This window comes from Commensalibacter sp. Nvir (assembly GCF_963921845.1).
Classification (GTDB): domain Bacteria; phylum Pseudomonadota; class Alphaproteobacteria; order Acetobacterales; family Acetobacteraceae; genus Commensalibacter.
In genome coordinates, this window is record NZ_CAWUGZ010000072.1 from 1 (window position 1) to 22,535 (window position 22,535).

Annotated in this window: 21 protein-coding genes; 6 read left to right on the forward strand and 15 right to left on the reverse strand. The window is 39.4% G+C overall.

The window, feature by feature from the left end; translation table 11 throughout:
• Positions 1-466 precede the first annotated feature (466 nt).
• The gene (glyS, locus tag AABE15_RS05000; RefSeq protein WP_338330185.1) at positions 467-2,527 is read right to left on the reverse strand and encodes a glycine--tRNA ligase subunit beta; all 2,061 of its coding nucleotides are present in this window, start codon (positions 2,525-2,527) and stop codon (positions 467-469) included.
• A 1-nt stretch (position 2,528) separates the two neighbouring features.
• Complete coding sequence (locus AABE15_RS05005) at positions 2,529-3,413, reverse strand: glycine--tRNA ligase subunit alpha (RefSeq protein WP_338330186.1); 885 nt, start codon at positions 3,411-3,413, stop codon at positions 2,529-2,531.
• A 196-nt stretch (positions 3,414-3,609) separates the two neighbouring features.
• Between AABE15_RS05005 and AABE15_RS05010 the strand changes: the two genes are divergently transcribed.
• Positions 3,610-4,518, forward strand: a complete 909-nt coding sequence (locus AABE15_RS05010) for a DUF2076 domain-containing protein (protein ID WP_338330187.1) — start codon at positions 3,610-3,612, stop codon at positions 4,516-4,518.
• 14 nt (positions 4,519-4,532) lie between these two features.
• Here the strand turns inward: AABE15_RS05010 and AABE15_RS05015 are convergent, their stop codons facing one another.
• From AABE15_RS05015 to alaS, 3 genes are all read right to left on the reverse strand, one after another.
• Positions 4,533-5,420 (reverse strand): endonuclease/exonuclease/phosphatase family protein, encoded by an 888-nt coding sequence (locus tag AABE15_RS05015; protein WP_338330188.1) that lies wholly within the window; start codon positions 5,418-5,420, stop codon positions 4,533-4,535.
• Positions 5,389-6,084: a carbonic anhydrase gene (locus AABE15_RS05020; protein ID WP_338330189.1), complete on the reverse strand. Its 696-nt coding sequence runs from the start codon at positions 6,082-6,084 to the stop codon at positions 5,389-5,391. The genes AABE15_RS05015 and AABE15_RS05020 overlap by 32 nt, the downstream gene beginning before the upstream one ends.
• A 118-nt stretch (positions 6,085-6,202) precedes the next feature.
• Positions 6,203-8,863, reverse strand: a complete 2,661-nt coding sequence (alaS, locus tag AABE15_RS05025; protein ID WP_338330190.1) for an alanine--tRNA ligase — start codon at positions 8,861-8,863, stop codon at positions 6,203-6,205.
• Positions 8,864-9,041: 178 nt separating this feature from the next.
• Between alaS and tenA the strand changes: the two genes are divergently transcribed.
• Positions 9,042-9,719, forward strand: a complete 678-nt coding sequence (gene tenA / locus AABE15_RS05030) for a thiaminase II (protein WP_338330191.1) — start codon at positions 9,042-9,044, stop codon at positions 9,717-9,719.
• Position 9,720: 1 nt separating this feature from the next.
• On the opposite strand, the gene AABE15_RS05035 is transcribed toward tenA, so the two are convergent.
• From AABE15_RS05035 to aroB, 3 genes are all read right to left on the reverse strand, one after another.
• On the reverse strand, positions 9,721-10,167 hold the full coding sequence (locus AABE15_RS05035) for a GtrA family protein (RefSeq protein WP_338330192.1): 447 nt from the start codon (positions 10,165-10,167) through the stop codon (positions 9,721-9,723).
• A gap of 104 nt (positions 10,168-10,271) precedes the next feature.
• Positions 10,272-11,417 (reverse strand): OmpA family protein, encoded by a 1,146-nt coding sequence (locus tag AABE15_RS05040; RefSeq protein ID WP_338330193.1) that lies wholly within the window; start codon positions 11,415-11,417, stop codon positions 10,272-10,274.
• 311 nt (positions 11,418-11,728) lie between these two features.
• Entirely contained in the window at positions 11,729-13,375 is a 1,647-nt protein-coding gene (gene aroB, locus AABE15_RS05045) for a 3-dehydroquinate synthase (protein WP_338330194.1), read from the reverse strand.
• 166 nt (positions 13,376-13,541) lie between these two features.
• On the opposite strand from aroB, the gene AABE15_RS05050 reads away from it, so the two are divergent.
• From AABE15_RS05050 to AABE15_RS05060, 3 genes are all read left to right on the forward strand, one after another.
• The gene (locus AABE15_RS05050) at positions 13,542-13,955 is read left to right on the forward strand and encodes a hypothetical protein (RefSeq protein WP_338330195.1); all 414 of its coding nucleotides are present in this window, start codon (positions 13,542-13,544) and stop codon (positions 13,953-13,955) included.
• 16 nt (positions 13,956-13,971) lie between these two features.
• Positions 13,972-14,874, forward strand: a complete 903-nt coding sequence (locus tag AABE15_RS05055) for a tyrosine recombinase (RefSeq protein ID WP_338330196.1) — start codon at positions 13,972-13,974, stop codon at positions 14,872-14,874.
• A 92-nt stretch (positions 14,875-14,966) separates the two neighbouring features.
• Positions 14,967-15,917, forward strand: coding sequence for an acetyl-CoA carboxylase carboxyltransferase subunit alpha (locus AABE15_RS05060; protein ID WP_338330197.1), 951 nt, complete (start codon positions 14,967-14,969; stop codon positions 15,915-15,917).
• Positions 15,918-15,931: 14 nt separating this feature from the next.
• Here the strand turns inward: AABE15_RS05060 and AABE15_RS05065 are convergent, their stop codons facing one another.
• Positions 15,932-16,687, reverse strand: a complete 756-nt coding sequence (locus AABE15_RS05065; protein ID WP_338330198.1) for a molybdopterin-binding protein — start codon at positions 16,685-16,687, stop codon at positions 15,932-15,934.
• A gap of 68 nt (positions 16,688-16,755) precedes the next feature.
• Here AABE15_RS05065 and AABE15_RS05070 point away from each other — a divergent pair, with 68 nt between their 5' ends.
• Entirely contained in the window at positions 16,756-17,676 is a 921-nt protein-coding gene (locus AABE15_RS05070; protein WP_338330199.1) for an SMP-30/gluconolactonase/LRE family protein, read from the forward strand.
• Here AABE15_RS05070 and mutT read toward each other — a convergent pair.
• The 6 genes from mutT to AABE15_RS05100 form a co-directional block, all read right to left on the reverse strand.
• Positions 17,656-18,657: an 8-oxo-dGTP diphosphatase MutT gene (gene mutT, locus AABE15_RS05075; RefSeq protein WP_338330200.1), complete on the reverse strand. Its 1,002-nt coding sequence runs from the start codon at positions 18,655-18,657 to the stop codon at positions 17,656-17,658. The two genes, AABE15_RS05070 and mutT, sit on opposite strands and share 21 nt — an antisense overlap.
• A gap of 30 nt (positions 18,658-18,687) precedes the next feature.
• Positions 18,688-19,431: a TlyA family RNA methyltransferase gene (locus AABE15_RS05080; RefSeq protein ID WP_338330209.1), complete on the reverse strand. Its 744-nt coding sequence runs from the start codon at positions 19,429-19,431 to the stop codon at positions 18,688-18,690.
• 46 nt (positions 19,432-19,477) lie between these two features.
• Complete coding sequence (locus AABE15_RS05085; protein WP_338330201.1) at positions 19,478-20,395, reverse strand: polyprenyl synthetase family protein; 918 nt, start codon at positions 20,393-20,395, stop codon at positions 19,478-19,480.
• Between the two features lie 18 nt (positions 20,396-20,413).
• Positions 20,414-20,644 (reverse strand): exodeoxyribonuclease VII small subunit, encoded by a 231-nt coding sequence (locus tag AABE15_RS05090; RefSeq protein WP_338330202.1) that lies wholly within the window; start codon positions 20,642-20,644, stop codon positions 20,414-20,416.
• A gap of 110 nt (positions 20,645-20,754) precedes the next feature.
• Positions 20,755-20,979 (reverse strand): sulfurtransferase TusA family protein, encoded by a 225-nt coding sequence (locus AABE15_RS05095; protein WP_338330203.1) that lies wholly within the window; start codon positions 20,977-20,979, stop codon positions 20,755-20,757.
• Between the two features lie 34 nt (positions 20,980-21,013).
• A complete protein-coding gene (locus tag AABE15_RS05100; protein WP_338330204.1) occupies positions 21,014-22,429 on the reverse strand; it encodes an amino acid permease in 1,416 nt (471 codons plus the stop codon).
• Between the last annotated feature and the right edge of the window lie 106 nt (positions 22,430-22,535).

Below are 22,535 nucleotides of genomic sequence, written 5' to 3' on the forward strand. Positions count from 1 at the left end.
GGTTCGATTGGTTCGATTGGTTCGATTGGTTCGATTGGTTCGATTGGTTCGATTGGTTCGATTGGTTCGAGGTTTTTCCACGGGATCTTAAACTCAACTTCGTAATTAAAACAAGAATTGTCTAAATTGACTAGGAAATTCGAGTAAGATTTTCATTTATAGTCTATGCAAAAATTTGTTGGGTAAAAATTATTTAAATGCCTTACACGATACTTTACAGCTGTTATTTCAGAATTGCGCTGTAACAACTTATTTTTAAAATAAAAATGCCTACCTGAGAAAATCGCTGCAAAACTACTTATGGTTCACGCATTTTTTATTGTTTTATTTATTGGGATGTATGCAAAAAACGCATAGAGGAATTGCATTTTTTGCTTTATTTGATTCTAATTTTATCTCATTGGAGACTAAAATTAGTTTTTCACAAATTGTAGATTAAAGAATTAATCCAATTACGAATAATTTTTTATTTTTCAATTTGATTGAAGTCTGCAATGAGGGTAGAAACTTCGTGGATCTGGTTAAGTAATTTTAAGCGATTTTTCCTAAGTTGTACATTCTTGTCATTGATGATTGTTTCGTCAAAAAAGGTATTCAAAGGGAGTTTAAGACGAGCGAGGCTATTCATTGCTTTGTCGAAATCTTCTGTTTGTAACGCCTGCTTGATGGTTTCCTCTGTTTCTTTCAATAAGGAAAAAAGCTTTTTTTCAGCATTTTCTATTAAGAGTAATGGATCTGGGGTACCAATATGAGGCCCATCTTTTTTGTTTTCAATTTGCAATATATTATTTGATCGTTTAACGGTAGCAAGTAAGTCTTTCCCTTCGGTTTTATTGATAAAATTATTAATCAAAAAAACTTTGTTGAGCATTAGAACAAGGTCTGATAATTTTTTGGAGGGAGAAAGCGCGGATAAAATGTCATAGCGCGCGCCTTCTTTCCTTAATTGTACATACAGGCGTTCATAGATGAATTGTGTCAGGTCGTTTGCTGTGATCGTTGCTTGTAAGGATTCATTAAGTAAAGAAATTGCAAATTGAAAACTCTTATTTAAATCAAGTCTCAAACCATTTTCTCGAATAATACGAATAATGCCTAGCGCAGCTCTTCTCAATGCATACGGATCACCAGAGCCTTTTGGTTTTTCACCGATGGCAAAAAACGTTGTTAATAGATCTATTTTATTGGACAGGGCAGTAACAATTGAAATGGGGCCCTCTGGAAGCGTATCATTTAATCCGCTGGGTTTATAATGTTCAGCTATTGCTCTACAAACTTCGGGGGATTCATGGTCATGTTGGGCATAATATCCCCCCATGATCCCCTGGAGTTCAGGAAATTCACCGACCATACCCGAAGTTAAATCTGCTTTACATAAAAACGCGGCGCGTTTTGCCAGAGAAACATTATAATTTAGATAATTAGCGAGGTATTCCGCAATTTTCTCTAACCTAAGCACTCTATCCGCTTGAGTACCTAATTGAGCATGAAACACCATGTGTCTAAGTTGCTTATTACGCGCTTCAAGGCTAATTTTTCGATCGTGGTTCCAAAAATATTCAGCATCGGAAAAACGAGCCTTTAGTACGCGTTCGTTTCCCTTAATGATTAATTCCCCATCATTTTCAGGGATGATATTCGCTATAAAAGCAAATTGGTTGGCTGGCGTTCCATCTAAATGTCGAAGAGCAAAATATTTTTGGTTAAGACGCATGGACACCTGCATGACCTCTGCAGGCAAATCCATAAATTTAGAATCAATATGTCCTAATAAAACGATTGGCCATTCCACCAAACCGGTGACTTCATCAAGCAGCTCTTGATCCTCAACAAGCTTTAGTTTTGCTTTATGGATTAATGCGGCAAGATTGGCTTTAATCGTGTTTTGTCTTTGTGTTGGATCGGCAATGACATATTGTTCGATAAGTTGTTTTTCCCATTGCTGGGCACTTGTTACTTGAAAAGGGGTGGGCGATAAAAATCGATGCCCTTCGGAAATGTTATGTGCTTCGAGGCCATGGGCAGTATCATTAGCAGTTTTTAATGAAAAAGGAACGATCTGATTATCTAAAATACAGACAATACGGTGAAGGGGACGCACCCAAGAAAACTGGCTGGCATTTCCCCAACGCTGCGATTTCGGCCATGGAAAATTCCATAAAAGTTGGGGTAAATTCTGTCCTATAAACTCAGCGGCTGGGATTTCGGGCAACGCTTTGTTGAGTATCCAAAAACCTTGTTCGCGTTCCAGTGCAGAAGCAGAAGCCTGATGTTTTCTTAAAAATCCTTCTAATGCTTTTTCCGGTGCATTAAGCCTAGGGCCTCTTTCTCGAAGTGTGTAGGGGGGGATGAATGAATTAACGTGCAAACTTACGGCAAGGCGTCTAGGTGTAAAATAAATTTTTCCGTTCGAAGGGTTGAGCTGAGCCAATGTTTCGCACAGTAATTTTTTTAGATTTTCCCCTGCTTGCTTTTGCATACGTGCGGGTATTTCTTCAGAGAACAGTTCAATAAATAGTTCCGACATTTTATTGTTCTCCTGCCAGCCAAGTTTCGCAGCATCGTTTTGCTAATGTACGGATGCGATTGATATACGAAGCCCTTTCGTTGACGCTGATGGCCCCTCTAGCATCAAGAAGATTGAACAGATGGCTAGCTTTTAAGCATTGATCGTATGCAGGTTGTGCAAGCGATTTAGTAACGAGCGCTAAGGATTCTTTTTCTGCGTCTTTAAAATGGCTAAATAGAATTTCAGTGTTTGCACATTCAAAATTATATTTTGAGTAATCTTGTTCTGCTCTAAGAAAAACATCGCCATAGGTTAACCCTTGACTGTTAAATTTTAAATCGTAAACGTTTTCTACGCCTTGTATATACATGGCTAAGCGCTCTAAACCATAAGTTAATTCTGTCGAAGGCACAGACGTTGCAATGCCACCTACCTGTTGAAAATACGTAAATTGTGTAACTTCCATTCCATCACACCACACTTCCCAACCTAGTCCCCAGGCCCCTATCGTTGGATTTTCCCAATCGTCTTCAACAAAACGAATATCGTGTTTGTTAGGATCAATTCCTATGGCTCTGTAACTTTCTAGAAGTAGATCCTGACTTTTCAAAGGGGAAGGTTTTAACAACACTTGATATTGATAGTAATGCTGCAGTCGATTAGGATTTTCACCATAGCGTCCATCAGTGGGCCTACGACAGGGTTGCACATAAGCGGCTTTCCAAGGTTTGTTTCCCAGTGCACGAAGGGTTGTGTGGGGAGAAAGCGTTCCTGCTCCGATTTCAAGATCGTAAGGTTGAAGAATGGCACATCCTTTTGAATCCCAAAATTCGTGAAGTTTTAGGATAAGGTTTTGGAAAGATAAGGGGCGATGAGCTGAGGGAAAAGGCGTTGTTAAGGACATAGGGCGTATCATTCCAAGAAAAACGAAAGAACCAAATTAACTTTATAACCAAGCACACTATTCTTTATACTGCTTAAACGAAAAGCAACACTTATATATAGAAAATAACTTGAAAAAAGTGAAAAAAAACATGTTAAATTTGTAATAAAAACTTCATAATGATTAAACCGACATATCTTTTACAAGGTAGAAAAAAATGAATAAGGAAGAACGAGAACTTATAAATAATTTTTTTGATAGAGTGGCGGGAAAAACCTCTGCCCAAGCCGGTTCCGTTCCCGCGGTCAATGCTTTACCTCCTATTGATGTCGAAGCCAATCAATTAATTACGGAAAATTTACAAAAAAATCCGGAAGCCGCTTACCGGATAACACAAATGGCTGTAGTTCAAGAAGCTGCTTTGATCGAAGCTCAAAACCACATTCGACAATTGGAATGGCAGCTACAACAAGCAAATCAACAACTTCAAGATATGCAAAAAACAAGTCAGCAACGCCCTTCGGGTGGATTTTTGGCGGGTTTATTTGGAGGCAACAAACAACAAACTAGACCTGCACAATCATCCCAAATGCCACCAGGATGGGGGGGGAATGCTTCACCTACGTCTACTCAACAAAACCCCTATGCCAATAACAATCCTAGAATGAACCCCCCTTCTGGAGCCTCTAATCCTACTTATCCTCCTGGATATCAGCAAAATATGTTTAATCGAGGGGGAAATGGGTTTTTGGGCAGTGCACTAAGCACCGCTGCAGGTGTGGCTGGGGGCATGTTCGCTTATAATGCGCTTAATAATTTATTTAGTGGTCACGCAAGCACCTCTTCTTTTATGTCGGATGCAAATGCTGCGACTGGAGCAGCCGATTCATTTGCGGGTTCTGATCCCTTTGCGGGAGAAGGAACGGCTGTTGATCCAGGATTTGATGCCGGGGCAGGCAGTGACAGTTCATACGATTCTGGTTGGGACGATACAGGTTCAGACGCAGGATGGGGAGATTCTGGCGGAGATTCCGGTACCGACGCAGGATGGGGAGACAGTGATGCTGGCGATGGCGGTGATTGGGGCGGTGGCGACGACAGCGGTTGGGGAGATGATAGTTTTTAATAAAGCTTTGTCTTTTAAGGGATATCTAAACTAATGGATACCGGACAATGATCGGATAATTTGATTTGATCGTTCTTATTTTTGTTGTTAAACGTAAGAACTTTCAAAGAATTATCAATAAACCAGCGCTTAACCTCCATGGGAAGAAGAAAGCCATCAATGAAATAGTTTCCTCCCCAACAAGGGGTAGCTTGTTTTGCAGTAGGTAGGAAAATAGGAAAATCGCTCAAGTTTTTAAAAAATCTATCGTCCTGGGAAAGAACTCTATTAAAATCTCCGAGTAGAAGAAAGGGTTGTTTTTCTTCAAATCGTTCTCTTATCCATTGTGCTAAGAAATGAGATTGTTTTTCAAGAATCTCACACGCGTCTTTTTTGGTGTTTAAATTATTTTGTGAACACCCAGATTTGAGATGCAGCACCAACAGTCTCAAACTACTTTTTTGGGTATAAAGCGTTACATCTAAAGCACTTCGTACCTTATGATGAACGCCTACGTAACTGAGTGCAGTAAAATCCTTCCATTGCGTGAAGGAATGAAAAATTCCTTTTCTTATGGCTAAAGCAGAGTGTTGCGCTGTAGAATCTGTGGTTATTAAAAATTGATATTGATCTTTGGGAAATAGGGTTTGTATGGAACCAATTTCCTGTAAAGCAATGACGTCTGCATTGAGTTTGGAGATGAAAAAACGCAGTTCATTAAAATCTTTATCATTTCTTAAGCGTATATTCCTGGGGTGAGAATAAGTGAGGGCATCTTGTGGGGAAAGAAGCCATTCAATATTCCAAGTTGCTAGTTTTAATGGCTTTCCATAAACAGGATAAATGAAAAATAATAATAGAATCTTACACAAAAATAACGGTTTAACTAAGTTAAAAATTGGGTTCGTCGATTTCTTTAACATATTTATTTAATCGTTTAATGGCTTGTTCAATACTCATATCTTTTTGAGTATTTTCGTCGAGGACACGTACAGTACCGTTTGGGATATCATAGTACCATCCTTGTAAAGCCATTTGCCTACGTGCAAGTGCGGCTGCGACAGCAGGATACGTGCGAAGGTGATTAAGTTGTAACAATACGTTTGCTTCGGTCAAATTTCGAACGTGCGATGGTCCTAAATCGGTCCCAATTCGCGCTTTGGTGATTGCATAGGCCGTTTCGGCATATTGTAACCAATTTTTAACAGCTGGCATGAATTCCAATTTTTTAGGATGCATCAGCCCATCCATAGCGCCACAATTGGAATGTCCACAAACAATGATAGTAGAGACTTTAATAGCGTATACCGCGTATTCTATTGCTGAAGTCACCCCTCCTAGTAAGCTTCCATAAGCAGGGATAATGTTTCCAATATTACGCAGGACAAAAAGATTACCGGGGGGTTGGTCCGTTAATAGTTCGGGACTGATACGACTGTCTGCACAGGTGATAAATAATGCTTTGGGGGATTGACCCTCAGCAAGCTTACCAAAAAGTTCTTTCTGTTTAGGAAAAATAACTTTGTTGAATTTTTCGACGCCATGGAGAATATCTAAGAGTACTTGCTGAGGATTGCTGTCTGACATTGTATTTATCCTGCTTTATAAACTTAGCTATTAATCGTAAAAATTGTAGGTTTAAGTGTATAAGCTAATTAACAGAATGCAATAATTAAAAAAACTTTCTTGAAAAAGGTTCATAGCTTTATAGTGTACTAGAAAGTGAATTTAATTTATTTTTTATAGCGTCAAATGCAGCTTGATAGTTTTGGGGATTCGGTCCACCTGCTTGCGCCATATCGGTTCTGCCGCCGCCGCCTTTGCCACCGACAGCCTCGCTGGCAATTTTAACGAGATCAATAGCATTAATATTTTGATTTATATTAGCGGTCGTTGCAACAACAAATGAAGCTTTTCCTCCAAATGAAGAAAAAACGACGACGACGCCATATTTCAGTTTTTTGACTAATTCTTCCGCTATAGATTTAAGATCTTTAGGCGGAATTTCACCTAGATTGCGTGTTATAATTTCGATAGCACCAATTTTTTCAACGTCAGCGTTTACTTCATTTCCCATAGCAAGCTGATGCTGTAGTTTAGAAATTTCTTGTTTTAATGTTTTTCTTTCTTCAAGAACTTGGTTAACTCTTTCCATCAATTGTGCTGGCGATGTATTCAAGGCAGAAGTAATTTGAGCAAGGTTGGATTCATTTTCCTTAAGAAGCTGTTCTGTCGCAAGGCCACTCACTGCTTCAATACGACGTATGCCTGCTGCTACGCCTGTTTCAGAAATAATGTGAAAAAGTCCAATATCCCCCGTGCGTTGCGCATGGGTTCCACCACAAAGTTCAATGGACCAAGCACGGGGTTGAATGGTATTTTCATCTTTTCCCATTGAAACCACCCTTACTTCTTCGCCATACTTTTCACCAAAAAGAGCCATTGCATTCATTTTTACAGCCTCTTCGGGGCTCATGATGCGGGTAGAAATGGGTAAATTTTCTCGAATTTGGCGGTTCACTTCTTTTTCAACTGAAAGGAGTTCTTCCTTCGTCAAAGGTTTAGTATGGCTAAAATCGAACCGTAAGCGTTCGGCAGAGTTAAGACTACCTTTTTGCGTAACGTGATCACCTAGTTGGTTTCTCAAGGCTTGATGCAACAGATGCGTCGCAGAGTGATGGGTTTTTATGGCATGTCTATAGTCATGGTTAATCTCACACGTAACCGATTGGCCCGTTCGGATCGTTCCTTTTTCTACAATGCCATAATGGACAATAAGATCTCCTAATTTTTTTTGGGTGTTCTGTATGGTGACTAGTACTTCTTGATTTCTAATAACCCCTTTATCTCCAACCTGTCCGCCACTTTCTCCGTAAAAAGGAGTTTGGTTTAGTATAAGGGCTACAGGTGTTCCAGTTTTTGCTTCGTGTACTATTTTATTATCAATAAGTATTGCTAAAACTTTTGCATCTGTACGTTCACTTTTATGCCCTAAAAATTCACTGGTGCCAAATTGATCTTTATATTCAAACCAGATGGCTTCCGTGGCGCTATCGCCTGAACCTACCCAAGATGTTCTGGCTCGAGCACGTTGTTCAGCCATAGCCTTATCAAACCCCACTTGATCAACTGAGAGTCCTTTTTCTCTTAACGCATCCGCCGTCAAATCAAGAGGAAAACCATAAGTATCATAAAGTTTGAAAGCGATGTCACCGGAAAGTTTGCCGTGTTGAGGTAGTAGGCTGGTTTCTTCTCCAAGTATGCTTAATCCTCTGTCCAGCATAGTTTTAAAGCGTTCTTCTTCACTTTTTAGCGTTTCTGAAATAAGGGCTTCTGCTTGAACAAGTTCAGGATAGGCTTGACCCATTTCTTGGATCAATGCAGGCAGGAGTTTATAGAAAGTAGGCTCTTTAGTACCCATCATATGGAGGTGCCGCATTGCCCTACGCATAATTCGTCTAAGGACATAGCCACGGCCGTCTTTTGAGGGAAGAATGCCATCAGCGATTAAGAAAGAAGCCGATCGAAGGTGATCTGCTACAACGCGATGGCTGACTTTATGTTTGCCGTATGCATCGGTATGCGTCACTTCAGCCGAGGCATGGATAAGAGATTGAAAAGTATCAATATCAAAATTATCTCTTTTCCCTTGTAAAATAGCGGCTATCCGTTCTAAGCCCATCCCGGTATCAATAGAAGGTTTTGGTAAAGGATTACGTGTTCCAGTAGAGTCTTCAAAAAATTGCATGAAAACCAGGTTCCAAATTTCGACAAAACGGTCTCCGTCTTCGTCTTTAGAGCCAGGAGGTCCACCAAAAACATCTTGACCATGATCATAAAATATTTCAGAGCAGGGGCCACAAGGACCTACGTCACCCATACGCCAAAAATTATCAGAGCTATTAATTTTAATAATACTGCGGTCAGAGAATCCTGCTATTTTTTTCCATAACGTTGCGGCTTCTTCGTCATCGCCATATACCGTGACGAGTAATTTTTCTTTTGGAAGTGCAAAATCCTGTGTAATCAAATTCCAGGCAAACTCAATGGCTTTTTCTTTGAAATAATCCCCAAAAGAAAAATTGCCCATCATTTCAAAAAAAGTGTGGTGTCGTGCGGTATACCCTACGTTATCAAGATCATTATGTTTACCCCCCGCGCGCACAACTTTTTGGGCAGTTGTTGCTTTTGAATAGGATCTATGCTCTTGCCCCGTAAATACATTTTTAAACTGAACCATTCCAGCGTTGGTAAATAATAAGGTGGGGTCATTTTGTGGAACGAGAGAAGAGGAGGGTACGATTTGATGGTCGTGCTTAGCAAAATAATTAAGAAAAGTAGACCGAATTTCGTTTGTACTGGGCATGATATAAAAGTCAATCCTAATCAATTATTAAAGAACATTCTGCAAGACGCGCTCAATAAAATAGTGTTATTAACACTTATAGGAATAAATCACCATTTCAAAGTTGTTTTACAAGTATTTGTATTTAAACTTTTATCAAGAAAGTCAAGAATTTATGTCAAGGGAATCAAAAAATACATTGGCGTCATTGGACCAAGGTTTGATTGGACGATTTCGCTCAGATTGTAAAACAGAATGGCAACAATTTATCAACCATCGTTTTGTTCATGAATTGGCTTGTGGATCCCTTGATCCAAAGGAGTTTAAAGTTTTTTTAGTGCAAGATTATTTTTATCTTCTTGAGTACTGTCGCGTCGAAGCGCTTGCGATTTATAAAAGCGATAATTTTGAAGATATGAATTATTTTGTAACACTTATTCATGGGTTATTGAAAGTCGAGTTGCCTCTTCATGTGTCTTATTGCAAGAAGTGGGGTATTGAGCTCAATGCTATGGATGCTTCTTCGAAGTCGTTGCCATTGATTGCTTATGGCCAATATCTATTAAATAAGGCTATGCAAGGCGATTTGCTTGATTTAATCGTTTTGTTGATGCCTTGTCTCGTTGGTTATGGTGAAATTGGATTTAGACTTGCTGAGAATAACAGTGCAAAACAAGAAAATCCGTATCAATCATGGATTGACCTTTATGCAAGTGATGAGTACAGCCGTTTTGTTAAAGATGGCCTTAACTATTTAGAAAAATTGGCTCAGAAATATGGTGCTGAAGCCAGGTATCCTTTGCTTTTATCGCAGTTTCGAATGGTGGTTAAACTCGAAATTTCCTTTTGGGATGTCGGACGTTCAGTATTGTTGTAAATCAATCTCCATTTTTATGGGGATGGTTTTGATATACCAAACGGAGGGCTAAATTAAAATTGGCACACATACCTGCAACAGCTCCGGCAAATAAGGCAAAAAAAGGATGTTGTTTTAAATAGGAACTCGCAAAAAAAAGACTAAAAACAGTGCCACGATTCAGGGCAAACCCTAAGCTATTTGTCGCCAGAAAGCGAAGCCATTGAATAATAAAATAAGTTTGGTTCGTTGAGTTTCTAAATGTCCATAGTCGATTTAAAAACCAATTAAAAGTTGCGGCTACAAAATATGCCAAGATCGTGGCGCAGGTTAATCCAATATAGTGTCTGGCATTGTACACGGTTGCCGTATCAACGAATAAACCCGTAAGGCCAACAGTCCCAAACTTTAAAAATTGCTTAATGTTTGTTTGCTTTAGACTGATCAAGAATGCCAACGTTTTTTTCATGGTAATTCAAATGAACCATTGCCAGTGAAACAGCCCAGTAAAAATAAAAAAGGAGATACCTTAACGATATCTCCTTAGTAAAATTATTAGCTTAAGTAATTGTTTTATTTAAGAATAATTTCAACACGACGGTTTTGTGGTTCACGAACATTAGGCCCAGTTGGTACTAATGGGTGAGATTCACCATAACCATGGATGTCAATTGCACTAACTGGAACGCCATCGCGAATTAATTCAGCTTTTACGCTTTTTGCACGTCTTATGGATAGACCCATGTTATAACGTTGTCCGCGTGGACCAGGATGCGCTGCAGAAGTGTCGGTGTAACCGTTAACTTCGATACGTGTGGTTTGAACACGGGTAGAAGCTTGTGCTGCTTCACGTACGATTTCACGAGCACGTGGGGTTAATACAGATTTGTCAAAATCAAAGAAGACCAAGTATGTACGAGCCACTGCAGGTGCTGGAGGTGCAACCACTGGAGGTGCTGGTGGAGGTGCTGGTGGAGCGGTGTCAAATGCATAACGCAAACCAAGAATAAACTGGTGGTTAAAGCGATGATCAAACTTCACATTTCCTTTGTGGAGGCCGCCACCTTTTGTCCACGTTGTAGAATTGTATGCTTCTTGATCAAGTTGACCCATCATGCGGTATTCAGTGGTTAGGGCTAGACCAGGTACACCTAGAATATCATACGCTGCACCGACAATACCTTGGTAGGCAAACCCACCATTTGTTCCACCAACACGGTTAACGTTCCCGTTAAGATAGTTGGTTTGAAGTGGGGAGGTATGTTGCCAAAGATAACCTGCACCGACACCTACAAATGGCGTTACAGGTACATCAATACCAAATTGGCGAAGATCAATATCGTACAGAACGTTTACTAATCCACCATATCCTTCGTCATGGCCTTTGGTTCTATAGGCAGGAGCTTCCGTTCCTCCACGTCCATTGATGTTTGAGTAGTTGTAGACCCCTTCTACTTCAACACGCAGTCCATTGCCCATACCCCAACCGAATGATCCAAGGGTCGTAAACCCAGTACCATGACGGTATCTAGATCTACTTCCAGCATCACTGCTCAGACCGTTGGCACGTGTGCTAGGAGCGAAGGTTGCATGTTGAGTTTGGACTAAATTATAACCACCACCTAAGCTGACATAAGGGCCAGTAATTGTGCTAGCCATCGCTGCTGCGGGTGTGGCCACTGCAAAAGTCGTTGCAAGTAATGCAGTACGAATACGCATCTTGACTTTTCCTTTTTACTACGTTTGAGCGATAGACCGCCAATCGTGGCGGAAGCTCTTCAAGTTAAAAATGAACTCTACAAATAGATAATATCAATCAAATCTATAATTGCTATAAAAAAAGGAGATTAAATAATACAACATGTCACAATTACGAATTATATGTATTATAAATGACACAATGGATTATTCTCTTTTCCATTGAGAAGAGTTAAGCCAATTTTTGGTAAAAATCAATAAAAAGGCGATGCATGTTTTTTTTTTAACTGGATAGAAGGGGATTGATGTGTTTAATATGCAACAAAAACTCCCTACTGTGCTCCATTTTCTCTTAATAAGAGCAACAATTCTTTTTCTTTAACCTCTTGCGAAATAAAAGTTTTTCCTATTCCGTTTACTAAAACGAATGAAACTTTGCCATTTTTAATTTTTTTATCATGAAGAAGATGCGACATGAGTTTAGAGGCATGAAGAGGGGTTTTTAAATCCTGCAAACTGACCGGCAATCCAACTGAGCGAAAATGGTTAACAACGCGTTCCGTGTCTTCTGGCGGGCAGCAGTTCATTTGAGTACAAAGTTTAAAAATAAGACAACAGCCGAGCGCTACCGCTTCCCCATGCAGTATACATCCATTGTATCCTAATTCTGCCTCTATAATATGACCTAAGCTGTGACCGAGATTGAGTAAATTCCTCCCCTTTGCATTGCGTTCAAACTGGTCTTGTAAAACAATGTCGGTTTTGAATGAGCAGGCTTTTTGTACGGCCTGGGATAGCAAATTAGGGTCGTATTCTAATAAACTACTTCCATAAGTCTCGCACCATTTAAACAAAAGCGGGTCGTTGATTAATCCCGCTTTAACGATTTCAGCATATCCAGCTTTTAATTCTCTTTTTGGTAAAGTACGCAGTAAATGCGTATCGCTTATAACAATAAGCGGTTGATAAAATGTTCCGAGAAGATTTTTACCAAAAGCGGTATTAATTCCTGTTTTGCCGCCTACGGATGAATCGACTTGAGATAAAAGCGTTGTCGGCATTTGTATGAAGGGCACACCGCGCAAAATCGTTGACGCAATGAAGCCGCCCAGATCACCGGTTACCCCCCCACCAAAAGCAATAATAGGGGTTTGCCGTTCAATTTTTTTTTCTAATAGTTTATGGGTAAGGTCTTCATAATGTTTGAGAGATTTTGTCGATTCTCCAGAAGGAATAACGAAAATTTCGGTGGATATTTGAGTAGCCCTGAGACTTGTAGTCAAGGTGTCCAGATGATAAGCCGCCACCGTTTCGTCAACAAGAATATAAACTTTTTTTACAGATAGAAGCGGGTAAAGTAGAGAGCCCGCTTGTTCAAGAATATGTGTCCCGATATGGATATTATAGGGTGAACCGGGTAAATCAACAGGCAAAGTGTACATTTTGTCGGAATTTTCCAAAGTAAAAATAATTTTATCTAAAGTAAGTTCGATTTTGCTCTGTTGACAAGGGATGGTAAGTTCTGCTTCAGCATAGATGGGGTAGCGTTCGCTCATTAGGGATGACAAGATATCTTTTTTGTCTCCAGAATTAAGTAAAGGCCTATGGGTATGGTGTGCAATCCGTTGTAGAATAATATCTAATTCGCAATGAAGCCAAATTGTCCGTGTTTTTTCCTTTAAAAGGTTTCGTGTTTTAGTATGTATAAAAGCACCGCCACCAGTAGCCAGCACAATAGGTTGATCCATAAGCAAGCGGCGTATAACCTGATATTCAAGTCTACGAAATTCTTTTTCACCATACAGTTCAAATATATCGGCAATACTGCACCCAGCTGTTTTTTCTATTTCAATATCCGAATCGACAAAAGGTATATTGAAATGATTGGCTAGTTTTTTTCCAAGTGTAGTTTTCCCTGCTCCCATCAAACCAACCAGTGAAATGGGGCGTAATTGAACAGCGTTTTGATTGTCAGGCATTAAGAACTCAGAATATTTAAAGATTTTTAGATGTGGCTAGTTTTTGAAAATCAAAATCAATTAGAAAGGAACAAACAGATGTATCAACGCGAGCATTCTGTTATAGTATGCAATAAACTATAAAGCGTTAAAAGTAAAACAGTGCTTCAACGATTAAGGAAAAACGATGCGTCGTATTATTTTTGTAGTGGTGAGTTTAATTGTTATTTTATTCATTGTAGTTGTTTTCATATTTGGAATTAAAAGTCCCGAAATGCCTATTCAGGAAGTGCATAAAGTTATTCCTGTTTCTACACCTACTTCTACGACACCGACATTACCTGATGTGCCTTCTATAAATGTACCAACCAACACAACCCCTACGACCCAAGTAAATCCGATAACGTCTTCAGGGGAGCACTCTGCTGCAAAAGGAATGCCAACGTCTACAAATAGATCAACGGATAACTCTTCTATACCTATAATTATACCCTCTCCTAATGTGCCTGCCTCACAATCGGTTCATACACCTATTAGCGGGTTGCCTCTTCCTCCTCCTGGAGGAGTGCCTGGCAATGCAGCACAACCATCACGTCGTTAATGATTTTTGAGGGGATATGGTAGATAAATCTTTTAACAGATATGTCGATTCATTTCTTGAAATGCTTGTAGCCGAACGGGGTGCAGCCAAAAATACTTTATTAGCTTATCGTGCAGATCTGGAGGATCTAGACAGAGTTTTACGCCAACGTTCCAAGGATTTGATTGTAAGCAATCGCGAGGATTTAGAATCGTATTTTCAAGCGTTAGGCAAAGACAAAAAATCCGCGAGAACAGCGTCTAGGCGGTTGTCTTGTTACAAACAATTCTATTTGTTTTTGGTCAAAGAAGACGTAAGAAAAGACGATCCTTCTCATCTATTACAAACGCCACATTTACCTACAACGTTGCCCAAATATTTGACAGAGACGGAAGTCGAAGACTTATTAAATTCTTGTTGCTTAATCGAAAATGAACATAGAGCTTTAGTGGCAAAGGCGGCTCTTGAAATTTTATATAGCTCTGGCCTGCGTATATCAGAGTTATTAACGTTACCTCGTAAAAGTGTTCTTCAAAATACCCAAATTTTGCGGGTTTATGGTAAAGGAGGTAAAGAAAGAATCGTACCTGTATCGCAAAAGGCTGTCGATTCGGCTATGGCTTTAAAAAACTATGATCAGCCGCTGCAAAGCCCTTTCTTGTTTGTGGGTCGAAACCCTTTGAAACCACTGACCCGACAGGGGTTTGATAAAATTTTATTTCAAGTGGGGAATTTAGCAGGCATTCATACGAAAAAATTATCTCCACATATATTAAGGCATTCTTTTGCCAGTCATTTGTTAGCCCGCGGAGCTGATTTAAGAGCGTTGCAAATGATGCTTGGTCATGCTGATATTTCTACCACACAGATTTATACACATATTCAAACCGAACAATTAATAAAAACGGTTAAACTCTACCATCCACTAGCCAAAGAATAGTATTCTTAAAAACAATATTAAATAAAATAAAATTGGATTATCTTATTATTATCTGTTGATTTTTTCATAATTATGGTATCTCCCAATACATTATGCGCCAATTTTTAGATTTCGAAAAATCCGTTGCTGAAGTTGAAACAAAAATTTTAGAGTTGAAGCAAGTCGACCATACACAAAACCCGAATGTTTTAGATGAAATTAAACAGTTAAGCGACAAAGCGGAAAAACAACTTAAAGCTTTATATTTAAAGTTAACACCTTGGCAAAAGGTGCAAGTTGCACGCCATGCTCAGCGCCCTCATACAATGGATTATATATCGACGTTGATTGAAAATTTTACATCCCTTGCAGGCGATCGCTTATTCGGCGAGGATACCTCGATTGTGGGTGGATTGGGCAGGTTTCATGGCAAGACGGTGATTGTTATTGGAATTGAACGGGGTTCCGATACGGAATCGCGGTTAGCCCATAATTTTGGTATGGCTAAACCCGAAGGATATCGCAAGGCACAGCGTCTTATACGGCTGGCCAGTCAGTTTGAACTTCCTGTTATAACGTTTGTAGATACGCCAGGCGCTTGGCCAGGTATTGATGCAGAACAAAGGGGACAAGCTGAAGCGATTGCCAGAACGATAGAAGCCTGTTTAAAAGCCACGGTGCCTATTGTATCAATTATAATCGGTGAGGGGGGATCCGGCGGTGCAGTCGCCTTGGCCACTGCCGACAAGGTGTTAATGCTCGAGCATTCCATTTATTCAGTTATATCCCCTGAAGCTTGTTCTTCAATTTTATGGAGAGATGCCTCCCAAGCTGCTCAGGCTGCTGGGGCGTTGTGTCTAACTGCGCAAGATTTGCTTCGTTTAAAAATTATTGATCAGATTATTCCGGAACCTTTAGGAGGCAGTCAACGAAATCCTGAAATAGCTATAAAATCCGTTGACAACGCTATTTTGGAATCTCTTGAAAATTTGGCGGGAATTCCTCAGCAAATGCTTTTGGTAAAACGAAGAGAAAAATTCTTAGCTATAGGAAGAGATCATTAAAATTTGATAATTTTTTATGGTTTTGGTTCCCCTTCGTGAGGATCATACCCTATTGAGATGAGTAAACTGCGAATTTTTTTTGCAGCCTCTTTTACGGAGGTTTGATCTTGCCCTTTGGCAACCAAAGCAACGCCATCCTTCCCATTTAAATCGTAAAAAGGATAAGATCCTATTTCAATTTGAGGGTATGTTTGTTGTAAAGTTGACAATCCTTCAGCGATTGCCCCTTCAAGCGCATCAAAGGCATACCATGTGCGGGAAATGATAGGATCGCCATGGCGTAATGTTGGTAAGATAGCATCAAACATTGTTCGCATAATTTGTGGAACGCCAGCCATAACGTATACATTTCCCATAATGTATCCAGGCGCAACAGAAATAGGATTAGGTATAGGTACAGCACCTAAAGGGAGGTGTGCCATACGTTGGCGAGCTTTGTTGAAATTTTTGGCTCCCACATAATTTTCCAATTTTTTAAAAGATTCTTCATGGATAGGATTAGAAACTCCAAATGCTTCTGCCACACAATCAGAGGTAATATCATCGTGCGTAGGTCCTATGCCTCCTGTAGTAAAAACGTAGTCAACAGTGGATCGGAGGGTCTTGAGGGCATGAACAATAACTTTACGATCGTCTGGAATAATACGCACTTCTTTCAACTTTATACCTACTGAAGCTAGCTTTTTTGCTATATAATTTACATTTGTATCTTGAGTCCTTCCTGAAAGAATTTCGTTACCAATAACAATAATTATTGCCGTAGGGCTCATGGATATTTCCTTAGCTGATTAAAAATATAAGTTTTTCTAAAAATTATATTATAGAGGGAAAAAACAAAATGGGCCAAAAAAAACGATTTGATATCGACTGCGTTTGGAATGCATCGACTCAATTAGGGGAAGGAGTGGTATGGGTTGAAAGCGAAGCAAGTGTATATTTTGTAGACGTTATTGGAAAAAAAATTTTTAGATATAATTTAGAGACGCAGAGTAAAACAGAGTGGACAACCCCTAAAGACCCAACGTTCATTTTTCCCACAACACAAAAACTATTTTTATGTGGAATGGAGGACGGGCTTTATTGGTTTGACACGCAACGTGGTACCTTTTTTTATTGGCTATCCGTTGAAGAAGATTTCAAACAAGTTCGTCTCAACGATGGATATGTGGACGAAAGAGGAAATCTTTGGTTTGGTACGATGGATCGTGCAGCAAAACACCCAAAAGGTGCTTTATATTTTTTGCAGTGGATGGAAGGCAAACCCTCTATAAAAATTATGGATCGAGATTATGTTATAACAAATGGACCGTTGATTTCCGAACAGCATAAGAAATTATTTCATAATCATTCAAATGCTCGCCTTATGTATCAATTTGATATTGAATCGAGCGGGGGTTTAACCAATAAAAAAATATTTGCTGTTATAGACAAAGGTCATCCTGACGGAATGACCATAGACGAAAAGGATAATATATGGGTATGTCTGTATGGCGGGCATCAAGTAAGGGTATATTCTTTAGAAGGCAAGTTTGTGCAATCGTTTGAGATCCCCTGTCCCAATGTTACAAAGATAGCGTTTGGTGGAAAGGAGTATCGAACGGCGTTTGTTACTACCGCCATAAAAGGTCTTAGCCCAGAAGAACAATCTCAATATCCTCAAGCAGGAAGTCTGTTTTCTTTTCAAGTTGAAACTCCGGGAAGAAAACAGAATAAATTTAACGTTCCTTGTCAGATTAATCTAAAAAAGCAAATCTTTTAGTAGAGGGATAAAAGGTTTATCCGCCTCCATTACGAGATAATTTTTAAGTTGATCGGCGCTAACCCAATCCAATTGTTGATGCTCTTTTGGCTCAGGGTTATTTTTCCAACGATGGCAAAGATATAAAGGCATCAAGAGATGAAAATCTGGATAATCGTAGGAGGCAAAGGTAAATGGAGAAAGGCAACTTTGAGAAACATCAATATTAAGCTCTTCTTTTAACTCACGAATTAATGCAGTTTCAGGAGTTTCACCTGATTCTACTTTCCCTCCTGGAAATTCCCACATTCCAGCCATGGATTTTCCTTCGGGTCGTCGGGCTAGCAACAATTTTCCATCTGTGTCAATCAAAGCAGCGGCAACCACCAACAATAGTTTTTTTGGTTTTTCCGTGCTGTTAGAAACAGTTGCCGAGTTATGGCTTGGGCAAATATCCTCTCTTTGTAACAAGAAATAAGAAACAGGTTGCTCACCATTACGTGCCAAGAATTTTTCTTTTCCTTGGCCAAAAGGTTGGTACCCACATTTTTTTAAAACTGCGATCGAAGCCAAGTTGTCTACAGCAGATGTGGCATGAATATAATTAATATCTAAATTGGCCAAAGCCCAAGAGCTCAATCGTTGTAGGGCTTGAGTAGCAATGCCTTTTCCCCAATATTTTCGCCCCACCCAATAGCCTATTTTACCAATTTTATCGGCTTTATTGATTTTAATACCGATACAGCCAGTTATGTTTTTGATTGAACTATCTGCATTAAGGATAGAAAAATGGTAAGATTTTCCGATTTTGGCTTCGTCTACCATTGTTTTTATCCATTGATCTAAAAGATTTTTGGGATAAGGAAAGGTAACATTGCTCAACATCCGTACCACATTCCAATCATTAATAAGCGAATGAAGACAGGAAGAATCCTCTAAATCGATAAGTCGCAATTGGTAAGGTCCGCATGGGATAGGTGATATAAAAAAGGGTAAATTCATTATAAAAAACTTAATAAAACTTAGAATGTTCTAAAGGGTCACATGTTGTGCTGCAATAAGGAATTCTTTGTTTCCTTCCGGTCCTGTGATAGGGCTGGTTTCTATTCCCAAAACTTTCCAATTGGGCATATTTTGCCACCAGTTTTGGATGTCTTGACAAACCTGTTGGTGGATTTGGGGATCTCGTACCACGCCTTTTGATCCTACATATTCGCGTCCAGCCTCGAATTGAGGCTTGATTAAAGCAACAGCCCATCCCCCAGGTTGGCAAAAAGATAATGGGGTGGGGAGTATAGTTTTCAAACTAATGAAACTCGCGTCACATACCACGACTTGTATACGATCTTGAATGTGATGTTTCGTTAAATAACGGGCATTGCATTTTTCATGAACGATAACACGAGGATCGTTTCTTAATTTCCAAGCCAACTGACCATGTCCAACGTCAAGAGCATAAACTTTGTGTGCGTTTTTACTCAATAACACATCGGTAAATCCACCCGTTGATGCCCCTACATCAATGCAATTGAGTCCTTCAGGGTTTAAACGAAACGTATGCAACGCATGATCTAATTTCATTCCTCCTCTTGAAACCCATGGGTGTTCCCGTCCTTTGATAGTTAATGGAATATCTTCTCTTACCAGCTCGCCGGGTTTGTTAATGCGGCTGTTTGGCGTAAAAATCAACCCAGCCATAATAAGTGCTTGCGCTTTGCTACGACTTTCTACTAAATTTTTCTCAACGAGTAGTATGTCAACACGTTTTTTTTTAATCACCTCGTATACTCTTTAATAAAACGATCTGAACATTAAAATTAAATTAATTTTTCCGAGTAATCACGTATTCGGCCAAAGCACGAAGATTGTTGGCATTTTCATCGAAAAAATTTAAATGCCGTTTTGCTTTTTCAATTAGACGTTTTGCTTCTTTGCGTGCGTCCTCAATCCCCAATAGAGTCACGAAAGTAGATTTGCCCGCAGCGCTATCTTTTCCTACGGTCTTGCCCAATTCCTCTGCACTTGCGGTTGCATCCAGTACATCATCTGCTATTTGAAATGCCGTGCCTAAATCTCGGCCGTAACTGATAATACGATTACGCATATCGGGTGACGCCCCACCGAGTATGGCACCTGCTTCTGCAGCATAACAGATAAGGCGCCCTGTTTTCATGGCGTGTAAATTTAGGATTTCTGGTAACGTGAGATGACGGTTTTCCCCTTCTATATCAATAACTTGACCGCCGACCATTCCAATCGCCCCACTTGCTTCTGCAAGAGATTTTACCAACTCAATTCGTTTTTGTGCGTTTTCTTCAACGTCTTCCATAGACAATATTTCAAAGGCCTTCGTCTGAAGAGCGTCGCCTGCTAAAATTGCAATCGCTTCGCCAAATTGAATATGAGCCGAAGGCTTGCCTCTACGGAGGTTATCGTCATCCATTGCGGGCAAATCGTCATGGATTAATGAATACGCGTGAAGCATTTCAACAGAAGCACCAACGAACAAAGATTTTTTAATATCAACATTAAAAAGAGAAGCAACTTCGGTTACCAAATATCCTCTTAATCGTTTCCCTCCACCCAAAACAGCGTAACGCATTGCTTCGACAAGAGTGGCTTCGCCTCCTTTTGTTTTGGGTAATAATTTATCCAAAGTGATTTCAATTTGTTTTGCTCTTTCCGAAAGGGAACAGCGAAGATCTTGAGAGTCTAGGGTCGATAAAGAGGAAAAATTCATGAATAATAGCCTTCTTAGTTACTCAAAGGTTTCAGTGCTTAGATTATTACCATCTTTTTTAACAATAACTTGCACCTTGGCTTCTGCTTCGTTGAGTTTTTTTTCACAATAGCGTCTTAAGAGCGCACCGCGCTCGTAGGCTATAATGGCCTCTTCAAGTTTTTGTTGGCCGGTTTCAAGATTATGCACAATTTTTTCAAGTTCAGCTAAGGCCTCTTCAAATGAGAGAGAGGAAATGTCTTCGGACATAGAATTTTCCATTAATAACGTTGACTCACTTTGACAACTCTAGCATCTTTAAAATAAAAATAAGTAATCCTTTGTATTTTGTATAGAATTATCTTTTGAATTTTTAAATGCTATTTATGCTTAATTAAAAAAGATAAATACTGACCGTGATCTGAGAAAGCAACAAGGGAATGACCCGTGCGACGACAAAATTCTTGAAATTCCTTGATGGTAGTACGATCGTTCGCAAGAACTCGAATGCAATGTCCACTTTTCATGGTGTGTAAAATTTTATTCGTTTTAAGGACAGGCAGTGGGCATTGTAATCCTTGTGCATCAAAAACAGTTTCAACCATTTTGTAGCTCCTAAAAGATTTTATCGCTCAGCGTTCATGGTATGCTTTTAATTCTTAACCGACATAATAAGACACGAAATAACCAAATAAAACTTAAGGTCAAGGCACTTAAAACAATTTGTTTTCGTTGTTGTATATCAAACAGCATACAAAGAATAATTAATACAAAGGCAGCAATGGTAGCCCAAGATAAATAGGGGAATAACCACATTTTAAAGGTAGGAACGCGGTTATCCAAGTACATTTTTTTTCGTACATTGATTTGAGAAATGCATATAGCAACATACACGGCGACAATAATAGAGCCAGCACAGCTCAGCAACGATGCAAAAAATAAATTAGGAGAAATGACAGCTATAATAGAAATGACAATGCCTATCAACGATGCTGTCAAAATTGCGCGTTGAGGTACACCACTGGCATTCGTTTGAGTTAACCAATTAGGAGCATCATCGTATTCGGCTAATTCAAATAAAGTACGAGACGTTGCATAAATTGAGGAGTTAAGACAAGAAAGAATGGCAACCAAAATAATAAAAGCCATAATATCGGAAGCATAAGGTATATTAATTTTTTGCAATGTCATTAAGAAAGGGGAAATCCCGGGTATGGTTTCATTCCAAGGTAAAATAGCAAGAATAATAGCAACCGCTGCAATATAAAACGCCATTACCCGAAAAATAATAGTCTGAGTAGCATAAGCGACATTTTCAGCAGGATCATCGGATTCTGCGGCCGCGATGGTGGCAATTTCTGATCCCGTAACCGTGAACAGAATGGTAGGGATAATCGTAAAAATGGCAAGCCATCCTTTGGGTACAAATCCAAAATAACAGGTGTACGTTTTAATTTGATTGTCGACGTGACCAAAGAGATGCGTTAACGCCATAGCCCCAACAACAATGAATAAAGCAATGGCAATAACTTTGATTAAAGCAAACCAAAACTCAAATTCCCCGTACCCCTTAACAGAAAAAAGATTCGTAATCATCATCGAGATAATTAATATCGGTCCAATAACCATCGTGCCTAAAAAATTATAATCTTGAGATATATTAAAGTAACGGAGAATGATTTCACCCCCCGCAATGGCTTCAGCGGCAATAGCGGAAATCCAAAATAACCAATATCCCCAACCCATAATAAACGCGGTGTTATCACCCATACCATTGCGTATATGATTTATAAAAGATCCTAATTGAGGATTTTCAATAACCAGTTCACCCAACATGCGCATAACGAAATAAATTAGAAACCCTGTGATGATATAAGAGAACAAAACAGCAGGACCTGCTGCGTTTATGGCTGCCGAAGCCCCTACAAACAATCCTGCCCCGATAATTCCTCCAATAGAAATCATCACAACATGTCTTCTCTTTAAAGTGTGGGCCAATTCTCCCTTTTTGGTAGGTTGTGAGACGGGCTTTATATTATTTTTAAATTTTGACAAGAGTTAATCCTTTAGTATTGGGCGTAGACATTTATATAGCGTTCATCAATTTCGAAAAAAATGAGCATTTCATTTACACACAAACGCATTTTGGATAAATTTATAT

Coding starts and splice junctions, on each gene's coding strand:
- glyS (WP_338330185.1), bottom strand. CDS start 2,527: ATGTCGGAACTATTTATTGAACTGTTCTCTGAAGAAATACCCGCACGT.
- AABE15_RS05005 (WP_338330186.1), bottom strand. CDS start 3,413: ATGTCCTTAACAACGCCTTTTCCCTCAGCTCATCGCCCCTTATCTTTC.
- AABE15_RS05010 (WP_338330187.1), top strand. CDS start 3,610: ATGAATAAGGAAGAACGAGAACTTATAAATAATTTTTTTGATAGAGTG.
- AABE15_RS05015 (WP_338330188.1), bottom strand. CDS start 5,420: ATGTTAAAGAAATCGACGAACCCAATTTTTAACTTAGTTAAACCGTTA.
- AABE15_RS05020 (WP_338330189.1), bottom strand. CDS start 6,084: ATGTCAGACAGCAATCCTCAGCAAGTACTCTTAGATATTCTCCATGGC.
- alaS (WP_338330190.1), bottom strand. CDS start 8,863: ATGCCCAGTACAAACGAAATTCGGTCTACTTTTCTTAATTATTTTGCT.
- AABE15_RS05035 (WP_338330192.1), bottom strand. CDS start 10,167: ATGAAAAAAACGTTGGCATTCTTGATCAGTCTAAAGCAAACAAACATT.
- AABE15_RS05040 (WP_338330193.1), bottom strand. CDS start 11,417: ATGCGTATTCGTACTGCATTACTTGCAACGACTTTTGCAGTGGCCACA.
- aroB (WP_338330194.1), bottom strand. CDS start 13,375: ATGCCTGACAATCAAAACGCTGTTCAATTACGCCCCATTTCACTGGTT.
- AABE15_RS05050 (WP_338330195.1), top strand. CDS start 13,542: ATGCGTCGTATTATTTTTGTAGTGGTGAGTTTAATTGTTATTTTATTC.
- AABE15_RS05055 (WP_338330196.1), top strand. CDS start 13,972: ATGGTAGATAAATCTTTTAACAGATATGTCGATTCATTTCTTGAAATG.
- AABE15_RS05060 (WP_338330197.1), top strand. CDS start 14,967: ATGCGCCAATTTTTAGATTTCGAAAAATCCGTTGCTGAAGTTGAAACA.
- AABE15_RS05065 (WP_338330198.1), bottom strand. CDS start 16,687: ATGAGCCCTACGGCAATAATTATTGTTATTGGTAACGAAATTCTTTCA.
- AABE15_RS05070 (WP_338330199.1), top strand. CDS start 16,756: ATGGGCCAAAAAAAACGATTTGATATCGACTGCGTTTGGAATGCATCG.
- mutT (WP_338330200.1), bottom strand. CDS start 18,657: ATGAATTTACCCTTTTTTATATCACCTATCCCATGCGGACCTTACCAA.
- AABE15_RS05085 (WP_338330201.1), bottom strand. CDS start 20,395: ATGAATTTTTCCTCTTTATCGACCCTAGACTCTCAAGATCTTCGCTGT.
- AABE15_RS05090 (WP_338330202.1), bottom strand. CDS start 20,644: ATGTCCGAAGACATTTCCTCTCTCTCATTTGAAGAGGCCTTAGCTGAA.
- AABE15_RS05095 (WP_338330203.1), bottom strand. CDS start 20,979: ATGGTTGAAACTGTTTTTGATGCACAAGGATTACAATGCCCACTGCCT.